Genomic DNA, 17,736 nt, shown 5'->3' on the forward strand with positions numbered 1-17,736 from the left:
TTAGCGGCCGTTCACACCGGGACCGGCGCCGCCCTTACTTCTTCCACTCCGCCCAGCTCATGTTCCAGCCGTTGAGCCCGTTGTCCGGGGCGACCGTCTTGTCACCGGTGTTCTTGACCACGACCACGTCGCCGATCATCGACCGGTTGAAGAACCAGGCCGCCGAGACCTTGCTGTCGTAGCCGCCGCGCACGTCGCGCAGGCCGACGCAGCCGTGGCTGGCGTTGTAGTTGCCGAAGGCGTCGCCGCCCCAGTAGTTGCCGTGGATGAAGGTGCCGGAGGTGGTCAGGCGGATGGCGTGCGGGACGTCCTTGATGTCGTACTCGCCGCCGTAGCCGACGGTCTCACCGTTCATCCGGGTCACCGCGAGCTTCTCGGTCATGACCATCTGGCCGTTCCAGGTCTCGTAGCCGGACTTGCCGGTCGTGACCGGGATCTTCTTGATGGTCCTGCCGTCCCGCTTGACGGTCATCATGTGCGTCTTCGCGTCGACCGTGGAGACCTGGCTGCGGCCGATGGTGAAGTTCACCGTGCGGACCTGCTTGCCGTAGACGCCGGGGCGGCCCTCGACGCCGTCGAGGTTGAGCTTGACGGTCACCTTGGTGTTCGGGGCCCAGTACTTCTCGGGCCGGAAGTCGATGCGGTCGTTGCCGAACCAGTGCGGCTCCACCGGGACGGAGGGCTCCGTCTTGACGGTGATGGCCTTCTCGACGTCCTCGGGATGCGTGATACCGCGGGTGAAGCGGATCGAGAACGGCATCCCGACGCCGACCTTCGAACCGTCCTCCGGGGTGAACATGCCGACGAAGGTGTTCTTCGGGGTGAGCGTGGTGAAGGTGGTGTCCTTGGCCGACTCCCGGCCGTCCTCGTCCTTCGCGACCGCGTGCACCTTGTACGTGGTGGACGCGGCGAGGTGGTGCGCCGGGGTCCAGCTGCCGGCGCCGGATATGGACCCGGCTATCGCGTTCCCCTTGGAGTCGGCGACCTTCACCTCGGTGAGCTTGCCCTTGTCGGCGGTTATCTTCAGCGCCCCGCTGGTCGCGACGTCATCGGCACCGTCCTTCGGCGCGACGGTCACCACGGCCTGCGATGCCTTGTTCGCCTCGGCGGCCTTGTCGGACGTGCCCTTGCCCTCGTTCTCCGAACTCCCCCCGCCACCGCACGCGGTGACTAGCAGCAGTGCCGCCCCCAGCAGAGCCACCGATATCGGTCGTCGCCCGTTCAAGATGTTCTTCTCCCCTCGCACGGCCTCGGTCCAAGGCCCGCACTCCTGCGCGTCTGCGCGCGCACTGGGCAAGATTAACCGCCCGACCTGGGAAAACGGATCCCCGCTAATGTCACCGTTTAGTCCCAACACCCGGGCGGCGAACCCCCTTTCAGCGCCTGCGCGGCTACGGGAACGCCGCGCCCGAGTCCTTCCACTCCTGCCATCCCATGTTCCAGCCCCCGAGCCCGTTGTCAGCAGCCACTTTCTTGTCAGCGCTGTGCGTCACCTCGACGACGTCGCCGACGAGGGTGCGGTCGAAGAACCAGCCCGCCGGCGTGAGCGGGCTGCCGCCCTTCACATCGCGCAGACCGACACAGCCATGGCTGACGTTGCTCGACCCGAACACCCCGCCCGACCAGTAGTTTCCGTGCAGGAACGTGCCCGAGTCGGTGAGCCGGATCGCGTGCGGCACGTCCGGGATGTCGTACTCGCCGCCGAAGCCGACCGTGCGGCTGTCCATCCGGGTCACGTCGAGCATCTCGGTGACGACCATCTTCCCGTTGTACGTCGTCGAGTTCGGCGCCCCCGCGGTGACCGGCACGGTGTCCAGGAGCCGGCCGTCCCTGCGGACCTCCATCGTGTGCTTCGCCGCGTCGACCAGACTGACCTGACTGCGCCCGACGGTGAACGAGAACGACTTGCGCTGCAGGCCGTAGGCGCCCGGCGCCGCCTCCACGTCCCGCAGGTCGAGGGCGACGGTCACCTTCGTGCCGGGCCGCCAGTACCGCTCGGGCCGGAAGTCGAGCCGGGTCCGGCCGAACCAGTGCGGGGCGATCTCCACCGGGGGCACCGAGGTGACCCGTACCGCGCGCTCGACGGCCGCGCGGTCCTCGATCCGCCGGTTGAACTCCAGCTTCACGATCATGCCGGTGCCGACCGTGGCACGGTTCTCGGGCGTCACGTACCCGATGAAGCGCTCGCCGGGAACGGCCGTCGTGAACGTGGTGTGCCGGGCCACGCGGCGCCCGTCACCGTCGACCGCGACCGCGTCGACCGTGTACTTCGCGGCGAGCGCCAGCCGGTCCGCGGCAGGCCCGGTGGGGCGCCAGCGCGCGCCGTCCGGCTCGATCCGCCCCGGCACCGGCTCCTCCTGCGCGTCCTGCACCTTGACGGCCTTCACCGACTCGAGCCGGCCCGCCGGGACCTCGACCAGGAGCCCCGTGTCCACCTTCACCTCTTTGCCGCGGTCCTCCGGCGTGACCCGGATCAGCTCCTCCGGCGCACGCGGCTTGCCGAACACGGCGCCCCCGGTGCATCCGGCGAGCCCGCCGGCCAGTGCCGCCCATGTCAGTACGGCGGCCAGTGTCGCCCCTGCGCGCCGCGCGCGCCTCACAGCTGTTCTCACGCCGGGCCAACGACGCTCACCCCGCCGGGGAAACGTGAGTGCGACCCGTGCTCTGGGCAGAACAGACAGGAGGGGATCAGGGGCGATGCGCGGCAGGGACGCCGTGCGCGTCCCGCCGCCCATTCTTTTCTGGAGCCGCGGGAGGCTGTCAGGTGTCGAGCGCACCCGAGCAGGACGCAGTGCAGACCGGCGTGCGGCCCGGTGTGCCGAACGGCCGCACGGGGAACGGCGGGCCGCCCGTTCACGCGGCCCACCGCCCGGAGCGGGAGCGCGGGCGCACTCCCCCGGTCGAACCCGTCTGGCCCGGCGCGCCCGTCCCCCTCGGCGCCCGCTACCGGGTCGGCCCCGACGGCGTCGCCGGAACCAACTTCGCCCTGTGGGCGGGCGGCGCCGAATCCGTCGACCTGTGCCTCTTCGACGCCGAAGGACGCGAACGGCGCTCCCCGCTGGCCGAGTCCACCGACGAGATCTGGCACGGTTTCGTCCCCGGCGTCCGCCCCGGACAGCGGTACGGGTTCCGGGTGCACGGCCGCTGGGACCCGTGGACCGGCGCCCGCTGGAACCCGGCGAAACTCCTCCTCGACCCGTACGCGCGCGCCGTCGACGCGGCCAGGGGGAATGATTACAGTCGGCTGCCGCCCGAGGTGTACGGACACGTCCGCGACTGGCCGCAGCAGCATGTGGCCGACACCGTGCGCGACGACCGGGACTCGGCCCCGTACGTCCCGAAGGCCGTCGTCGTCCACGACGACGCGCCCGACGACGAGTGGCGGGACGACCGCCGCCCGAAGACCCCCTGGGCGGACTCGGTCATCTACGAACTGCACGTACGCGGCTTCACCCGGGAGCACCCCGGGATACCCGAGGAGCTGCGCGGCACGTACGCGGGTCTCGCGCACCCCGCGGCGATCGAGCACCTGACCCGTCTCGGGGTGACGGCGGTGGAACTGCTGCCGGTGCACCAGTTCGCGCACGAGGACCACCTGCTGCGCAGAGGCCTCAAGAACTACTGGGGCTACAACTCGATCGGCTACTTCGCCCCGCACGCGGCGTACGCGGCGAGCGGTACGGGCGGGCAGCAGGTCGGCGAGTTCCGGCGGATGGTGCGGGCGCTGCACGACGCGGGGATCGAGGTCATCCTCGACGTGGTCTACAACCACACGGCGGAGGCGGGCGAACTGGGCCCGATGCTGTCGCTGAAGGGGATCGACAACCGCGGCTACTACCGCCTCCAGGACGACGCCCGCCGCTACGCCGACTACACCGGCTGCGGCAACACCCTCCACGTCGTCCAGCCGCAGGTCCTCCGGCTGATCACCGACTCCCTGCGGTACTGGGTGACCGAGATGGGCGTCGACGGCTTCCGCTTCGACCTCGCGGCGGCGCTGGCCCGCTCCATGCACGACGTCGACATGCTCTCCCCGTTCCTCGCCGTCATCGCGCAGGACCCGGTCCTGCGCCGGGTCAAGCTGATCGCGGAGCCGTGGGACGTGGGCAGCGGCGGCTACCAGGTCGGCGCGTTCCCGCCGCTGTGGGCCGAGTGGAACGACCGCTACCGCAACGCCGTACGCGACTTCTGGCGCGGCGCGCTCCCGGACGTACGGGACCTCGGATACCGCCTCTCCGGCTCCAGCGACCTGTACGCGTGGGGCGGGCGGCGCCCCTACGCGTCCGTCAACTTCATCACCGCGCACGACGGCTTCACCCTGCGGGACCTCGTCAGCTACGACCGCAAGCACAACGAGGCGAACGGGGAGGGCAACCGGGACGGCACGGACGACAACCGGTCGTGGAACTGCGGGACGGAAGGGGAGAGCGACGAGGAGTCCGTACGCGCCCTGCGCCGACGCCAGCTGCGCAACATGCTGACGACGCTGCTGCTGTCCACCGGGGTGCCGATGCTGGTCGCCGGGGACGAGTTCGGGCGCACCCAGCGCGGCAACAACAACGCGTACTGCCAGGACAGCGAGGTCAGCTGGGTCGACTGGTCGCTGCTCGACGACCCGGGCTGGCGGGCACTGTTCGATCTGACGTCACGCCTCATCGCCCTGCGGCACGCGCACCCGGTCCTGCGCCGGCGGGCCTTCTTCTCCGGCCGCCCCCGGTCCGCTGACGGGCTGCGGGACCTGGCCTGGTTCACGGCACGCGGTACGGAGATGACGGAGGACGACTGGTTCGCGCCGGCCGCGACGCTCGGGATGTACCTCTCGGGGCGGGACATTCCCGGGCGGGACGCGCGGGGGGAGCGGGTGCTCGACGACAGCTTCCTGGTCGTGCTGCACGCGGGGGCCGGGCCCGGGGAGTTCGTGCTGCCCGGGGGGCCGTGGGCCCGGGTGTACGAGGTCGTGGTCGACACGGGGTCGGAGGAGCAGGGTGGAGCGCCCGGGGTGCGGTACGAGGCGGGGGCGACGGTCGGGGTGGGGGCGCGGACGGTGCTGTTGCTGCGGGTGCGGGAGTAGGCGGTGCGTCTGCCTGGTCGCGGGTTCGTCGGCGGGTGCGGGTCGCGTCGTGGCTGGTCGCGCAGTTCCCCGCGCCCCTGAGATGCGCACTGCGTGCGCCATCTCAGGGCGATGGGGCTGCGGCGGAGCCGCATGCTCCAGGGGCGCGGGGAACTGCGCGACCAGCCACGACGGTGCCGCACCCGGGAATGGCGCGAAGGGGGCAGACGCGCAGAAGCCCGCTAGCCCAGGATCTTGCGGTCGTAGGCCACCGCGACCGCCGCCGCGCGGTCCTTCACGCCGAGCTTCGCGTAGATGTGCGTGAGGTGGGTCTTGACCGTTGCCTCGCTGATGAAGAGGTGACGGGCGATCTCCTTGTTGGAGGTCCCCTTGGAGACGAGGAGCAGGACTTCGCGTTCGCGGGCGGAGAGGGTCTCGTCGGCGGCGACCGCAGGCGTACGGACCGCCGTGACCAGCCGGGAGGCAACCGCCGGGGACAGGACCGTGCGGCCTTCCGCGGCGGCGCGGACCGCGGTGAACAACTCCTCGCGCGGCGCGTCCTTGAGGAGGTACCCCGTGGCCCCCGCCTCGATCGCGGGCAGCGTGTCGGAGTCGGTGTCGTACGTGGTGAGCACCAGAACGCGGGCGCGGGCCCCGCGCCGGGCCAGCTCCTTGATCGCGTCGACCCCGCCCCCACCGGGCATCCGGAGGTCCATCAGGACGACGTCCGGGTCGAGCGCGGAGGTGCGGGCGACGGCCTCGACCCCGTTGGCCGCCTCGCCGAGGACGGTGAACCCGTCGGCGGAGTCGAACATGCCGCGCAGGCCGTCCCTGACCACCGGATGGTCGTCGACGATGAGCAGGGAGATGGTCCCGGCGGAGTCACTGGTCATGGCGGACCAACGGTACGCGAGCCGAGACCGCCGTACCGCCCCCTGGTTCGGACTCGACGGTGACGTCGCCGGCCAGGCGCTCCGCTCGGGCGCGCATACCGTCGAGGCCGAATCCGGCCGTGCCGGTGCGGGCGGGGAGGGTGCGGGGGTCGAAGCCGCGCCCGTCGTCGCGTACGTCGAGGGTGACTTCGCCCGCCATGAAGGAGAGGGTCACGCCGACCCGGCCGGCGTGGGCGTGCCGGGCCGCGTTGGAGAGGGCCTCCTCGGCGATGCGCAGCAGGCTCGCCTCGATCTCGTCGTGGAGGGGTTCGGCGGTCCCGGTGAGGGTGAAGTCGGCGCGTACGCCGGTGCGTGCGGCCCATGCGGCGACGGTCTTCTTCAGCGCCTCGGGCAGGCTCGCGTCGGCGAGGGCGGCGGGCGAGAGGTTGTGCACGGAGCGGCGGGCCTCGCCGAGGCTGTGCCGGGCGAGGCCGGAGGCGCGGTCGAGGTGTTCGCGGGCGACGGCGAGGGTGGGCGCGTTGGCGACGACCTGGAGCTGGGCGATGATCCCGGTCAGGCCTTGGGCGATGGTGTCGTGGATCTCGGCGGCGAGCCTGCGCCGCTCGTCGGCGACCCCGGCTTCCCGCGCCTGCACGAGGAGTTGGGTGTGCAGCTGGGCGTTCTCGTCCATCGCCTGTTGCAGGGCCGCGTTGGTGCGCGCCAGTTCGTCGATCGTCTCGATCTGGATGCGCGCCGCTTCCTGTTCCTTGTTGTTGATGTGGCCCATGAAGCCGACGAGGACGGAGTTGACCGCGAGGAGGCCGCCGAACAGGATCCAGCCCGACGCGTTGCCGGGCGGCAGTCCGCCGGACTGGGATCCGGCCACGACGACGATCGCCGCGAAGAGCCCCGGCCTGATCTGCCGGGACGGTACGAGGCGGGCGATGTCGAAGTAGCCGCAGGCCGCGTAGAACACGTAGAACGGGTTGGTGAGCGAGCCGACGAAGGCGATCGCCCAGCGGACCCAGTAGTAGAGGACGCCCGCGCGGCTGGGGCCGGGCCGCGTGCGCATCGCGCGGCCCCACCACAGCTGGAGGACGACGGCGGCGACGGACAGCGGTACGAAGAGGTACCAGTCGAGCCGGTTCATGCCGACGACGTGGGCGGTGGCGACGGACAGGACGACGCCGACGCCGAGCAGGCCCCAGGGGCCGTAGCGGTGGAAGTTGGCCCAGCGCTCCTGGACGGTGCGGGCCGCCGCCTCGGCGGCGCCGCGCTGGTCGGTTCCCGTCGTCATTCCTTCAGTCTGCACGGCCTCCGCCTCCCCCCACCGGGACACCGCCCCGCTCATCGGGTTCATTCCCAGCGGAACCAGCGCGCCGCCGCGCCGGACAGGGCGACGGCCCACACGGCGAGGACGCCGAGGTGGACCAGGCCGGGCCAGTCCCCCGCCGCCGCCTCGCTCATCGCCTGCGACGCGGCGCCGAACGGGGTGCACTCGACGATCCGCGCGAGCACGTCCGGCATCGACTGCACCGGCAGCCACACCCCGGCGCAGAACATGCTCGGGAAGAACACGGCCGAGCCGATGGCGCTCGCGATCTTCTGCGTCCGGGCCCGCGCGGCGACGAGCGCGCCGAGCGACAGTGCGACGACGACGCTGAGCACGAGCGCGAGCAGGTAGCCGAACGCCTGCTGCGGCAGCCGCACGTCGAACGCGAGCCGGCCGATGGCGAGCGAGAGGAGCGAGGAGAACAGGGCCGCAGCGCCGTGGATCGCCATCTGCGCGCCGAGCAGCGCGGGCGGGCGGACCGGCGTCGTCGACATCCGGCGCAGGATGCCGCGCTCCCGGTATCCGGCGATGACCGGCGCCATCGCCTGGAGCCCGGCGACGATCAGCGGCAGCAGCACGGTGACGGGCACGTACGCGTCGATGAGGCGCAGCCCGTCGGGGCCCGAGCCGGACTCCCGGAACGCGGGGACGCAGCCGAGGATCACGAGCAGCACGGGCGGGAAGACGGCGATGCCGAAGAGGGCGCCGGGTTCGCGCAGGAACAGCCTGGTCTCGCTGCGCAGGACGGCGGCGTTCGCGCCCGGCACGCGCGCGTGGGTGCCGTCGAGGGTGGAGGTGGTCATGACTGGCCGGCTCCCGTCAGGTCGAGGAACGCGTCGTCGAGGGTGGCGTCGACGACCCGGAGTTGGTGGGCGGTGACGTGGTGCCGGGCGAGCAGGCTGATGACGGCGTTGACGGTCTCGTCGCCGCCGGTCAGGGTCGTGCGGCCGTCGCGGTGCTCGACGGTGGCGAGCCCCGGCAGCGCGGCCAGCTCCCGCTCGTCGAGCGGCGCGGACGGGGTGAAGGAGATGACGGTCGACCCGGCGGCCCGGCTGATGAGCCCGGCCGGGGTGTCGAGGGCGGCGACGCGCCCCTTGTCGATGACGGCGATGCGGTCGCAGAGGCGCTGCGCCTCCTCCATGAAGTGGGTGACGAGCAGCACGGTGACGCCGCCGGCCCGGACGTCCTCGATGAGCTGCCAGGTGTCGCGCCGCGCGCGCGGGTCGAGCCCGGTGGTGAGTTCGTCGAGGACGACGACGCGCGGGTTGCCGACGAGGGCGAGCGCGATGAACAGGCGCTGCTTCTGGCCGCCGCTGAGCGCGGCGAAGCGGGTGGTGAGCTTCTCGTCGAGCCGCAGCCGTTCGGCCAGCGGGCGCCAGTCGAGCGGGTCCGGGTAGAAGGACGCGTACAGCTCCAGGGCCTCCCGCACGGTCAGCTTCGCCTGCACCTCGCTCTCCTGGAGCTGGGCGCCGAGGATGCGGGTGACGTCGGCGTGGTCCCGTACGGGGTCGAGCCCGGCCACCCGCACCCGCCCCGCGTCGGGCACCCGCAGGCCCTCGACGCACTCCACGGTGGTGGTCTTGCCTGCCCCGTTGGGGCCGAGGACGCCGAAGATCTCGCCTTCCCGGACGGTGAACGAGATCCCGTCGACGACGGCCCGCCCGGCGTACGTCTTGCGCAGCCCGGTGACCTCGATGAGCGGTGCACTGGTGGTGGTCATGCAGCCAGATTCGCGCCGCTGGGGTGTCCGCCGCATCGGCCATCGCGCTCGAAGGCGCATCAGCCGATCGGTTGATGGGAGGTACGACCACGGGCGGCGGCCGGGGGCGGCGGCGCGACCGCTAAGGTCATGAAGATTCCGTGAAGGTCGTCGTCGCATGCGGGGGTGCGGCGCGAGGCCGCCCTGTCTCCGGGCCGGCCGCCTCGCGTCCCGTACGGACCGATCCGGCTTCGGCCGCTCCTTCGACCCGGTCCGGCTCCAGCCGGCCAAGATCGGCTGATCCTTCATGTCCTACACGTCACGACGTGGCCTGCTCACCGCGTTCGGCATCTCGGCGGCCACCGTCCCGTTCGCCGGACTCGGCGGGGCCACCGCCCGCGCGGCGACGGGGGCCGGGGCGGCGACCGCCGAGCCCCTCGCCGCCGCCACGGGGAGCCTCGCCGGGCCCCGCTCGTCGGTGTCGCTGCCCGCCCTGGACGCCTCGTACTTCTCCCGGCTGACGCTGAGCGATCCGCTCACCGCCACCGTCCTCGCCGGGACCCCGGCGCGCACCGAGGTCACCTCGGGCGGCAAGCGGGTCGCGCTCCTGACCCGCGGCGCGCGGACCGTGGTCCTCACCGGCCCCGAGCGCACGTTCACCGAGGACAAGAAGCCCTTCACCGACACCTTCCAGCGCACCCTGCCCGACCTGTCCCTGCCGGAGGACGACCGCGCGTACTGGGGCACTTCGCCCGGCGGCGGCTCCTGGTCGACGCTCGGTCCCGCCGCCGACGACTACGCCGTGGTCCCCGGTGCGGGGCTGCTGCGGCTCAGCACCGACTACGCGAGCCGACACGCCACCCTGCGCGACGACGCCGTGAGCGACGTGGACGTGCGCGCGGTCGCCCGGTTCGACAAGGTGCCCACGGGACAGGCCTGTTCGTACGCGCTGTCCTTCGGCTACCAGGACACGCACAACAACTACCGGGCCCGCCTCTCCTTCCTGACCTCCGGCGCGGTGGAGCTGCGCGTGGAGAAGGAGGTCGCGGACGCCGTCACCCAGCTGACCACCGCGCTCTCCCTGGCCACCGCCGTCCCGGCCGGGACCGACTGGACGATCCGGGTGCGCCGGGAGGGCACCCGGATACGCGTCAAGGCGTGGCGCTCCTCGGCCGCCGAACCCTCGGCGTGGTCGGTCGACGTCACCGACGCCACGTTCGGCGCGGGCCGGGTGGGTCTGCGGGCGCTGGCCAACGACGGCTGCACCAACCTGCCGGTGACCCTGTCCGTCAGCCGTTTCCAGGTGGACGCCGCCGCCTGGCAGACCCCGCCGAGCGTCACCCACGGCACCTGGGTACGCGTCCTGGACAAGCCGTTCGACGGCACCTGGTCGGCGGAGCTTGAGCGGACCGTCCGCGCCTGGGCGGGCTCCACGGACCCGGACGTCCTCGCGTACGCGGCCATGTTCCTGGGAGGCGCGCCCGCGGTCACCGCCGGATCGGGTCCCGCGGCGGGCCGGCGGGTCCTGGGCGAGGCCGGGTACGGCTACCTGGACCCGCGGGGCTACCGCTACGAGGGCGCCGACTTCCACGAGTACATGGGCATCGGCTGGACGTTCCCCGACGGCGCGTACACAGGCCCCTCCAGCAAGCAGACCGGCAACCTCGACTGCTCCGGCTACACGCGCATGGTCTACGGCCATCACCTGGGCGTCCCCATGGCGGCGGGCGCGGACACCTCCGGCACCCGGCTGCCCCGCAAGTCACGGGACATGGCGGAGTACGCCCCCGGCGTGCGGATCGACCGCACCGACGGCACCAACCCGCCGGCCGCGGCGCTGCTGCAACCCGGCGACCTGGTCCTGTTCAACGCCGACTCCGGCGACGACACGGTGACGGCCACGGTCGACCACGTCGGCGTGTATCTGGGCGAGGACGCGGCGGGCAAGCGACGGTTCCTGTCCAGCCGCAAGACGGGCAACGGCCCGACGATGGCCGACCTGGGCGGTGCGTCGCTGCTCGACGGCACGGGTGTCTACGCGCGAAAGCTGCACACCGTGCACCGCCTCTGACGACCGGCGGCCCCGCCTCTGACGACCTGCGGCCCGGCCTCTGACGACCTGCGGCCCGCCCTCCGAGGACCGGTGGCCCGGCCGAAACTCAGTGGGCGTTGTCAGTGCCGAACCGTAGTCTCACCCCTGATGGCGACTACGGATGCAGCTACCACGGATCAGGACCCGCACCGGACCGACGAGGGCGGCCAACTCACGGCGCCCGCGCGGCAGTCGGCGGCGCGCTCGCTGCTGCGCCTGTGGCCCTACGTACGTCCGGTGCGGGCGCGCTGGGCGAGCGCGGCGGTCATCGCGGTGGTGGCGTCCTGTCTGGGGCTCGTGTTCCCGCTGGTGCTGAAGTGGATCGTCGACGGTCCGGTCACCGACCGCGATCCGGGCGGCGTGTGGCTCGGCGCCGGGGTGCTGCTCGCCCTCGGCGTCGCCGAGGCGCTGCTGTTCGGGCTGCGGCGCTGGCTGGTGGCCCGGCCGCTCGCGAGCGTCGAGGCGGCGATGCGCGCCGACCTGTACCGGCACCTCCAGCGCCTTCCCGTCTCCTTCCACGACCGGTGGGCATCAGGCCAGTTGCTGTCACGCGGCACGACGGACCTCATGGTCGTGCGGATGTTCCTCGCCTTCCCGCTGACGTTCTTGATCGTGAACGGGGTGACGATCGCCGCGGGACTCGCGCTGCTCGTGGCGCAGGACTGGGGCCTCGGCCTCGTCCTGCTCGCCCCCGCCGTACCGCTGATCGCGGTCTGCTACCGGTTCGAGCACGGCTACGCGGAGGCGTCGCGCCGCGCCCAGGACCAGGTCGGTGATCTGACGACGGTCGTCGAGGAGTCGGTGCTCGGCATCCGCGTCATCAAGGGGTTCGGCCGCCACCGCAGCCAGGCCCGCGCCTTCAAGGACCTCTCGCGCACCCTGCGCGGCACCGAGCTGGTCAAGGCGCGCCTCCTCGCGGGCATCCTCGCGGTGATCACCCTTCTGCCGGAGGCGGCGCTCGGCGCGGCCCTCGTCATCGGCACGGTGCAGGTCGCGGACGGCGACCTGTCCGCGGGCACGCTCGTCGCGTTCCTGTCGACGGCGCTCGCCCTGCGCTGGCCCATCGAGTCCATCGGCTTCCTGCTCGCCATGAGCCAGGAGGCGGCGACCGCGACCCGGCGCTACTTCGAGGTCATGGACGAGCCCGAGGAGGACCCGCGCGTCCGCGCCGCCGACGGCGGACAGGGCGGGGACGGGCTGCGTTTCGAGGGCGTCGCCTTCCGCTACCCGGACGCCGCCGAGGACGCCGAGCCGACACTCCACCACATCGACCTGCACGTCCGGTCCGGCGAGACCATGGCCCTGGTCGGCGCGACCGGCAGCGGCAAGACGACGCTGACCGCGCTGGTGCCGCGCCTGTACGACGTCACGGCCGGGCGCATCACGCTCGATGGGCGGGACATCACCGCGATCCCGCGCGAGGAGCTGCGCACGCTGGTGTCGATGGCGTTCGAGGAGCCGACCCTGTTCTCCGCGACGGTCAGGGAGAACGTGCTGATGGGAGCCGTCGACGCCACGGAGGACCAGGTGGACAGGGCGCTCGGCGTCGCCCAGGCCGACTTCGTGCGACGCCTGCCGGACGGCGTGGACACCGAGGTCGGCGAGGAGGGCCTGAGCCTGTCCGGCGGCCAGCGGCAGCGCCTCGCGCTCGCCCGCTCGGTCGTCGGCGCGCCCCGCTTCCTGATCCTCGACGACCCGCTGTCCGCGCTCGACGTGCACACCGAGGCCGCCGTCGAGGCGGCCCTGCGCCGGGTCCTCGCGGACAGCACGGCCCTCGTCGTCGCGCACCGCCCCTCCACGGTGCTGCTCGCCGACCGGGTCGCCCTGCTCTCCGACGGCCGCGTCACCGCGGTCGGCACCCACCACGAACTGCTGCGGGACAGCGCGGAGTACCGGCATCTGATGACGGGCGAGCCCGCGGGCGACAGGGAAGAGACGGCGCACCGATGACGACCAGCACGAACACGGAGACGGCCGCCGAGGAACCGGCCGAGCCGGCCAAGCCGACCGAGCCGACCGAGCCGACCGAGCCGACCGAGCCGACCGAGGGCGGCGAGGCCGAGGCCGTCCCGGCGCCCTCCCCCGCGGACCCCTTCGACCAGGACGATCTGCCCACGTCGAAGGGCGCGACCGGCCGCCTGCTCCGCTCCCTGCTCGCGCCCCACCGCCGCACGGTCTGGCTCACCGTCCTCGCGCTGCTGCTCCAGCAGGCCGCCGTGCAGTCCGGGCCGCTGATCGTCGCGTACGCCATCGACCGCGCGGTGCCCGCCTTCCGGGACCACGACTACGGCCCGCTGATCGCGGTCGGCGCGGGCTTCCTGCTGACCGCGTGCTGCTCGGCCGCGTTCCAGTACGCGTACATCCAGTTCTCGGCGCGCGTCAGTCAGAACGTGCTGCTCGACCTGCGCGACCGCATCTTCCGCCACGCGCAGGCGCTCAGCGTCGACTTCCACGACCGCTACACCTCCGGCCGCGTCATCTCCCGCGCGACGACCGATGTCGAGTCGCTGCGCGAACTGCTCTCCGAGGGGCTGCAAGAGCTGGTCAACGTCGTCCTCGCCTCGCTCTACATCACGGTGACGCTGCTCTGGCTCGACCTCGGCATCGGCGCGGTCGCGGCGCTCTCCTTCATCCCGCTGTCCGTGCTGATCCGCAGCTACCGGCGGCGGGCCGCGCGCGCGTACGGGGAGCGGTCGTCGGCGGTCGCGGCGGTCATCGTCAAGTTCGTCGAGACCCTGAACGGCATCCGCCCGGTCCGCGCATTCCGTCGCGAACAGGCCAATGACGCCCACTTCGCAGTCCTCAACCACCGCCACGAACGCTCCAACGGCACGGCCCTGCTCGAAATGGCGCGCTACGTCGTCGGCTCCCGCCTCCTCGCCAACACGGCGGTCGCGGGCATGGTCCTGTGGGGTGCCTACCGGGTCGCGGGCGGCACCCTCGCGCTCGGCGTCCTGGCGGCGGCGGTGCTCTACATCCGCCGCCTCTACGACCCCATCGACCGCCTGGCGATGTTCCTCAACTCCTACGAATCGGCGGCCGCGTCCCTCAAGAAGATCGCGGGCCTGCTCGAACAGACCCCGTCCGTGCCCGAGCCCGCGTCACCGCGCCCGCTGCCCGCCCCGCGCGAGGGCCGCCCCGGCCGCGAAGTGCGCTTCGACGACGTCTCGTTCGGCTACCGCACGGGCGGCGAGGTGCTCCCCCGCTTCGACCTGGTGCTGCCCGCAGGACAGACCGTGGCCGTGGTCGGCTCCACCGGCGCGGGCAAGTCCACGCTCGCCAAGCTGCTCGCCCGGTTCTACGACCCCTCGCACGGGCAGGTCCTCCTCGACGGCGTCGACCTGCGCGACCTGTCCCACGCCGCACTGCGGCGCGGGGTCGTCATGGTGACCCAGGAGGCGTTCCTGTTCTCCGGCACGGTCGCCGAGAACATCGCGATCGGCCGCCCCGAAGCCACCCGCGCCGAGATCGAACAGGCCGCGAAGGCGATCGGCGCCCATGACTTCATCACGGCGCTCCCCGACGGCTACGACACGGATGTGCGCAAGCGCGGCGGGCGGATCTCCGCGGGCCAGCGCCAACTGGTCGCGTTCGCCCGGGCGCTCCTCGCGGACCCGGCCGTCCTCATCCTGGACGAGGCGACGAGCTCCCTCGACGTCCCGGGCGAACAGGCGGTGCAACGCGCGATGCACACGGTCCTGCGCGGCCGCACAGCCGTCGTCATCGCCCACCGCCTCTCCACGGTGGAGATCGCGGACCGGGTCCTGGTGATGGAGCGCGGAGAGGTGGTGGAGGACGGCCCCCCGGCAGAACTGATCGCGGGCACGGGCCGCTTCGCGGACCTGCACAGGGCGTGGCGGGAGAGCCTGGTGAGCTGATGGCGGCTCCAGCCTGAGAATCTGGCGACCACAGCCCGACGCTTTCCAGCCACGCCCCCACACAACCCGGCCACCCCCCACACATACCCCGCACACCCCCGAACGCCCCCCAAAACCAAGCCCCGCAAAGCCCCAACCGCCCCGCATATCGAACACGCCCCTCCGCGCACCGAACTAATTCCGGCCAACCTGTTGACGCGCTCCTGACAGCACGCGCGTTCTCCTGCCACTCTTCCCCTCGGCCACCGCACAGCTGCCCCACAGCAAGATCGCGGCCAGGCCGGGTTAACCGCTAGTCCCACTAGCCCCGCTAGTCCCGCTAGTCCGCTAGCCCCGCTCCACGCGCAAGTCCCGCACTGCCTGTACTGCGTTCTGCCCGGCCGGCCAAACGCCGCCCGGTCCCCACTGGCCGCACACCCACATGCGGCCGCGCAGAAGGAGTCAGCGTTGAGAAGCACCTTCTCCACCTCCCACAGACGCCGGGCCACGGCAGCCGCGGCTGTCGGCGCCGTCACCGCCCTGCTGGCCGTCGCGTTCCAGTCGGGCCCGGCCGTCGCGGGCGCCGGGGCGGACACGGCGCAGGCCGCGTCGGCCATCACGGCGAACGCCACGCGCGGCGCCGACCCGGGCGCCCTGCCCGTGAAGCTCTCCCCCGCCAAGCGCGCGGAGCTGCTGCGCGCGGCGAACACCACGAAGGCGAAGGCCGACACCGCGAAGAAGCTCGGTCTGGGCGCCCAGGAGAAGCTCGTCGTCCGGGACGTGCTGCAGGACCAGGACGGAACGACCCACACCCGCTACGAGCGCACGTACGCCGGGCTGCCCGTCCTCGGCGGTGACCTGATCGTCGAGAAGACGAAGTCCGGCGCCGCGCAGGAGGTCACGAAGGCGTCGAAGGCCCAGCTCAAGGGCGTGGACACGACGGCCGACGTGAAGCCGGCCGCGGCCGAGGCGCAGGCGCTGACCCTCGCCAAGGCCGACGGTTCGAAGAAGACCGAGGCCGACCACGCGCCGCGCAAGGTCGTCTGGCTGGGCGAGGGCGCCGTCAAGGGTCAGCCGACGCTGGCGTACGAGACGGTGGTCGGCGGCCTCCAGGAGGACGGCACGCCGAACCAGCTGCACGTCATCACCGACGCGGCGACCGGCAAGAAGCTGCACGAGTGGCAGGCCATCGAGACGGGCACCGGCAACACCCAGTACAGCGGCACCGTCACCCTCGGCACCTCGCAGTCGGGGTCGACGTACACGCTGAACGACGCCGCGCGCGGCGGCCACAAGACGTACAACCTGAACCGCGGCACCTCGGGGACCGGCACGCTGTACTCCGGCTCGGACGACGTGTGGGGCAACGGCGCCGCGAGCAACACCGAGACGGCCGCCGCCGACGCGCACTACGGCGCCGCGCTGACCTGGGACTACTACAAGAACGTGCACGGCCGCTCCGGCATCAAGGGCAACGGCGTCGGCGCGTACAGCCGGGTCCACTACGGCAACAACTACGTGAACGCGTTCTGGGACGACAGCTGCTTCTGCATGACCTACGGCGACGGCAGCGGCAACAGCAAGCCGCTGACCTCCATAGACGTGGCCGCGCACGAGATGACGCACGGCGTCACCTCCAACACCGCCGGCCTCAACTACAGCGGTGAGTCCGGCGGTCTGAACGAGGCGACCTCCGACATCTTCGCCGCGGCCGTGGAGTTCTACGCGGGCAACGCCTCCGACCCGGGCGACTACCTCGTCGGCGAGAAGATCAACATCAACGGCAACGGCACCCCGCTGCGCTACATGGACAAGCCCAGCAAGGACGGCGCGTCCAAGGACGCCTGGTACTCCGGTATCGGCAGCGTCGACGTGCACTACTCGTCGGGCCCGGCCAACCACTTCTTCTACCTGCTCAGCGAGGGCAGCGGCGCGAAGGTCGTCAACGGGACGAGCTACGACTCCCCGACCTCCGACGGCCTGCCCGTCACCGGCATCGGCCGCGACAAGGCGGCGCTGATCTGGTTCAAGGCGCTGACCACGAAGTTCACCTCGACCACCAACTACGCGGGCGCCCGCACCGGTGCCCTCGCGGCCGCCGGTGAGCTGTACGGGACGACGTCCACCGAGTACAAGGCGGTCCAGGACGCGTTCGCGGCGATCAACGTCGGCGCCCGCTCCGGCGGCGGCGACCCGGGCACCGGCAAGGTGTTCACCAACGACGCCGACTACAACATCCCGGACTACCCGGGTTCGGCGGTCAGTTCGTCGCTCACGGTCTCCGGCATCAGCGGCAACGCGCCGTCCACGCTGAAGGTCGGCGTCGACATCGTGCACACGTGGAGCGGTGACCTCCAGGTCGACCTGATCGGCCCGAGCGGGAAGGCGTACCGGCTGCACTCCTCCGTGTACGACCCGACCCCGAACATCCAGACCACGTACACGGTCAACGCCTCCACCGAGACCGCCAACGGCACCTGGAAGCTTCAGGTCAAGGACCTCGGCGCCGCGGACACCGGCTACATCAACCAGTTCAAGCTGACCTTCCCGTAAGCGGGTCGGGACGACCCCGCACGGTCTGGGCGCGCCGCCCCCGGTGATTCAACTCCCGGGGACGGCGCGCCCGTTCACGTTTCCGCATTGTTTCTCGCAGGCGTTTCCGTTCACATTCCGTTCGCAATACGTGCGTCAGTTTTCGCTCAACGAACGAATTCCGGCCAACCTGCGATCACGTACATGACATGTACAGCTCTCAACTGCCAGAGTTTCCCCGCACCTCCAGCACCACATGCACCACTCGCACGGCAAAGCTCGCTCCCCCACTTCATGCAAG

Annotated in this window: 11 protein-coding genes; 5 read left to right on the forward strand and 6 right to left on the reverse strand. The window is 71.8% G+C overall.

What is annotated here, in order from left to right; translation table 11 throughout:
- Positions 1-34: 34 nt before the first annotated feature.
- Both C1N81_RS17780 and C1N81_RS17785 read right to left on the reverse strand, forming a co-directional pair.
- Positions 35-1,225: a L,D-transpeptidase gene (locus C1N81_RS17780; RefSeq protein ID WP_394430250.1), complete on the reverse strand. Its 1,191-nt coding sequence runs from the start codon at positions 1,223-1,225 to the stop codon at positions 35-37.
- Positions 1,226-1,391: 166 nt separating this feature from the next.
- Positions 1,392-2,612, reverse strand: a complete 1,221-nt coding sequence (locus C1N81_RS17785; protein ID WP_394430252.1) for a L,D-transpeptidase — start codon at positions 2,610-2,612, stop codon at positions 1,392-1,394.
- Positions 2,613-2,764: 152 nt separating this feature from the next.
- On the opposite strand from C1N81_RS17785, the gene glgX reads away from it, so the two are divergent.
- The gene (gene glgX, locus C1N81_RS17790) at positions 2,765-5,071 is read left to right on the forward strand and encodes a glycogen debranching protein GlgX (protein ID WP_394430254.1); all 2,307 of its coding nucleotides are present in this window, start codon (positions 2,765-2,767) and stop codon (positions 5,069-5,071) included.
- 221 nt (positions 5,072-5,292) lie between these two features.
- Here glgX and C1N81_RS17795 read toward each other — a convergent pair whose 3' ends face one another.
- From C1N81_RS17795 to C1N81_RS17810, 4 genes are read right to left on the reverse strand one after another with little or no spacing between them, the layout of a single operon-like run.
- Entirely contained in the window at positions 5,293-5,943 is a 651-nt protein-coding gene (locus C1N81_RS17795; protein WP_394430256.1) for a response regulator, read from the reverse strand.
- Positions 5,933-7,219 carry a sensor histidine kinase gene (locus C1N81_RS17800; protein WP_394430258.1) on the reverse strand — a complete coding sequence of 429 codons (1,287 nt, stop codon included), beginning with the start codon at positions 7,217-7,219 and terminating at the stop codon, positions 5,933-5,935. Before C1N81_RS17800 ends, C1N81_RS17795 begins: the two co-directional genes overlap by 11 nt.
- A gap of 59 nt (positions 7,220-7,278) precedes the next feature.
- Positions 7,279-8,058 carry an ABC transporter permease gene (locus tag C1N81_RS17805; RefSeq protein ID WP_394430259.1) on the reverse strand — a complete coding sequence of 260 codons (780 nt, stop codon included), beginning with the start codon at positions 8,056-8,058 and terminating at the stop codon, positions 7,279-7,281.
- Complete coding sequence (locus tag C1N81_RS17810; protein ID WP_394430260.1) at positions 8,055-8,975, reverse strand: ABC transporter ATP-binding protein; 921 nt, start codon at positions 8,973-8,975, stop codon at positions 8,055-8,057. The genes C1N81_RS17805 and C1N81_RS17810 overlap by 4 nt, the downstream gene beginning before the upstream one ends.
- Positions 8,976-9,261: 286 nt before the next feature.
- On the opposite strand from C1N81_RS17810, the gene C1N81_RS17815 reads away from it, so the two are divergent.
- The 4 genes from C1N81_RS17815 to C1N81_RS17830 all read left to right on the forward strand — a co-directional run bounded on the left by C1N81_RS17815 (position 9,262) and on the right by C1N81_RS17830 (position 17,456).
- Positions 9,262-11,025, forward strand: a complete 1,764-nt coding sequence (locus tag C1N81_RS17815) for an NlpC/P60 family protein (RefSeq protein WP_394430261.1) — start codon at positions 9,262-9,264, stop codon at positions 11,023-11,025.
- A gap of 129 nt (positions 11,026-11,154) precedes the next feature.
- A complete protein-coding gene (locus C1N81_RS17820; RefSeq protein ID WP_394430262.1) occupies positions 11,155-12,996 on the forward strand; it encodes an ABC transporter ATP-binding protein in 1,842 nt (613 codons plus the stop codon).
- Positions 12,993-14,924 carry an ABC transporter ATP-binding protein gene (locus tag C1N81_RS17825; RefSeq protein WP_394430263.1) on the forward strand — a complete coding sequence of 644 codons (1,932 nt, stop codon included), beginning with the start codon at positions 12,993-12,995 and terminating at the stop codon, positions 14,922-14,924. Before C1N81_RS17820 ends, C1N81_RS17825 begins: the two co-directional genes overlap by 4 nt.
- 447 nt (positions 14,925-15,371) lie before the next feature.
- Entirely contained in the window at positions 15,372-17,456 is a 2,085-nt protein-coding gene (locus C1N81_RS17830; protein ID WP_394430265.1) for a M4 family metallopeptidase, read from the forward strand.
- Positions 17,457-17,736: the final 280 nt, after the last annotated feature.

The organism is Streptomyces sp. SGAir0957, assembly GCF_043523415.1.

Excerpts from the sequence above, each read along its gene's own strand:
- C1N81_RS17795 (WP_394430256.1), bottom strand. The coding sequence starts at position 5,943 with ATGACCAGTGACTCCGCCGGGACCATCTCCCTGCTCATCGTCGACGAC.
- C1N81_RS17800 (WP_394430258.1), bottom strand. The coding sequence starts at position 7,219 with ATGACGACGGGAACCGACCAGCGCGGCGCCGCCGAGGCGGCGGCCCGC.
- C1N81_RS17805 (WP_394430259.1), bottom strand. The coding sequence starts at position 8,058 with ATGACCACCTCCACCCTCGACGGCACCCACGCGCGCGTGCCGGGCGCG.
- C1N81_RS17810 (WP_394430260.1), bottom strand. The coding sequence starts at position 8,975 with ATGACCACCACCAGTGCACCGCTCATCGAGGTCACCGGGCTGCGCAAG.
- C1N81_RS17815 (WP_394430261.1), top strand. The coding sequence starts at position 9,262 with ATGTCCTACACGTCACGACGTGGCCTGCTCACCGCGTTCGGCATCTCG.
- C1N81_RS17820 (WP_394430262.1), top strand. The coding sequence starts at position 11,155 with ATGGCGACTACGGATGCAGCTACCACGGATCAGGACCCGCACCGGACC.
- C1N81_RS17825 (WP_394430263.1), top strand. The coding sequence starts at position 12,993 with ATGACGACCAGCACGAACACGGAGACGGCCGCCGAGGAACCGGCCGAG.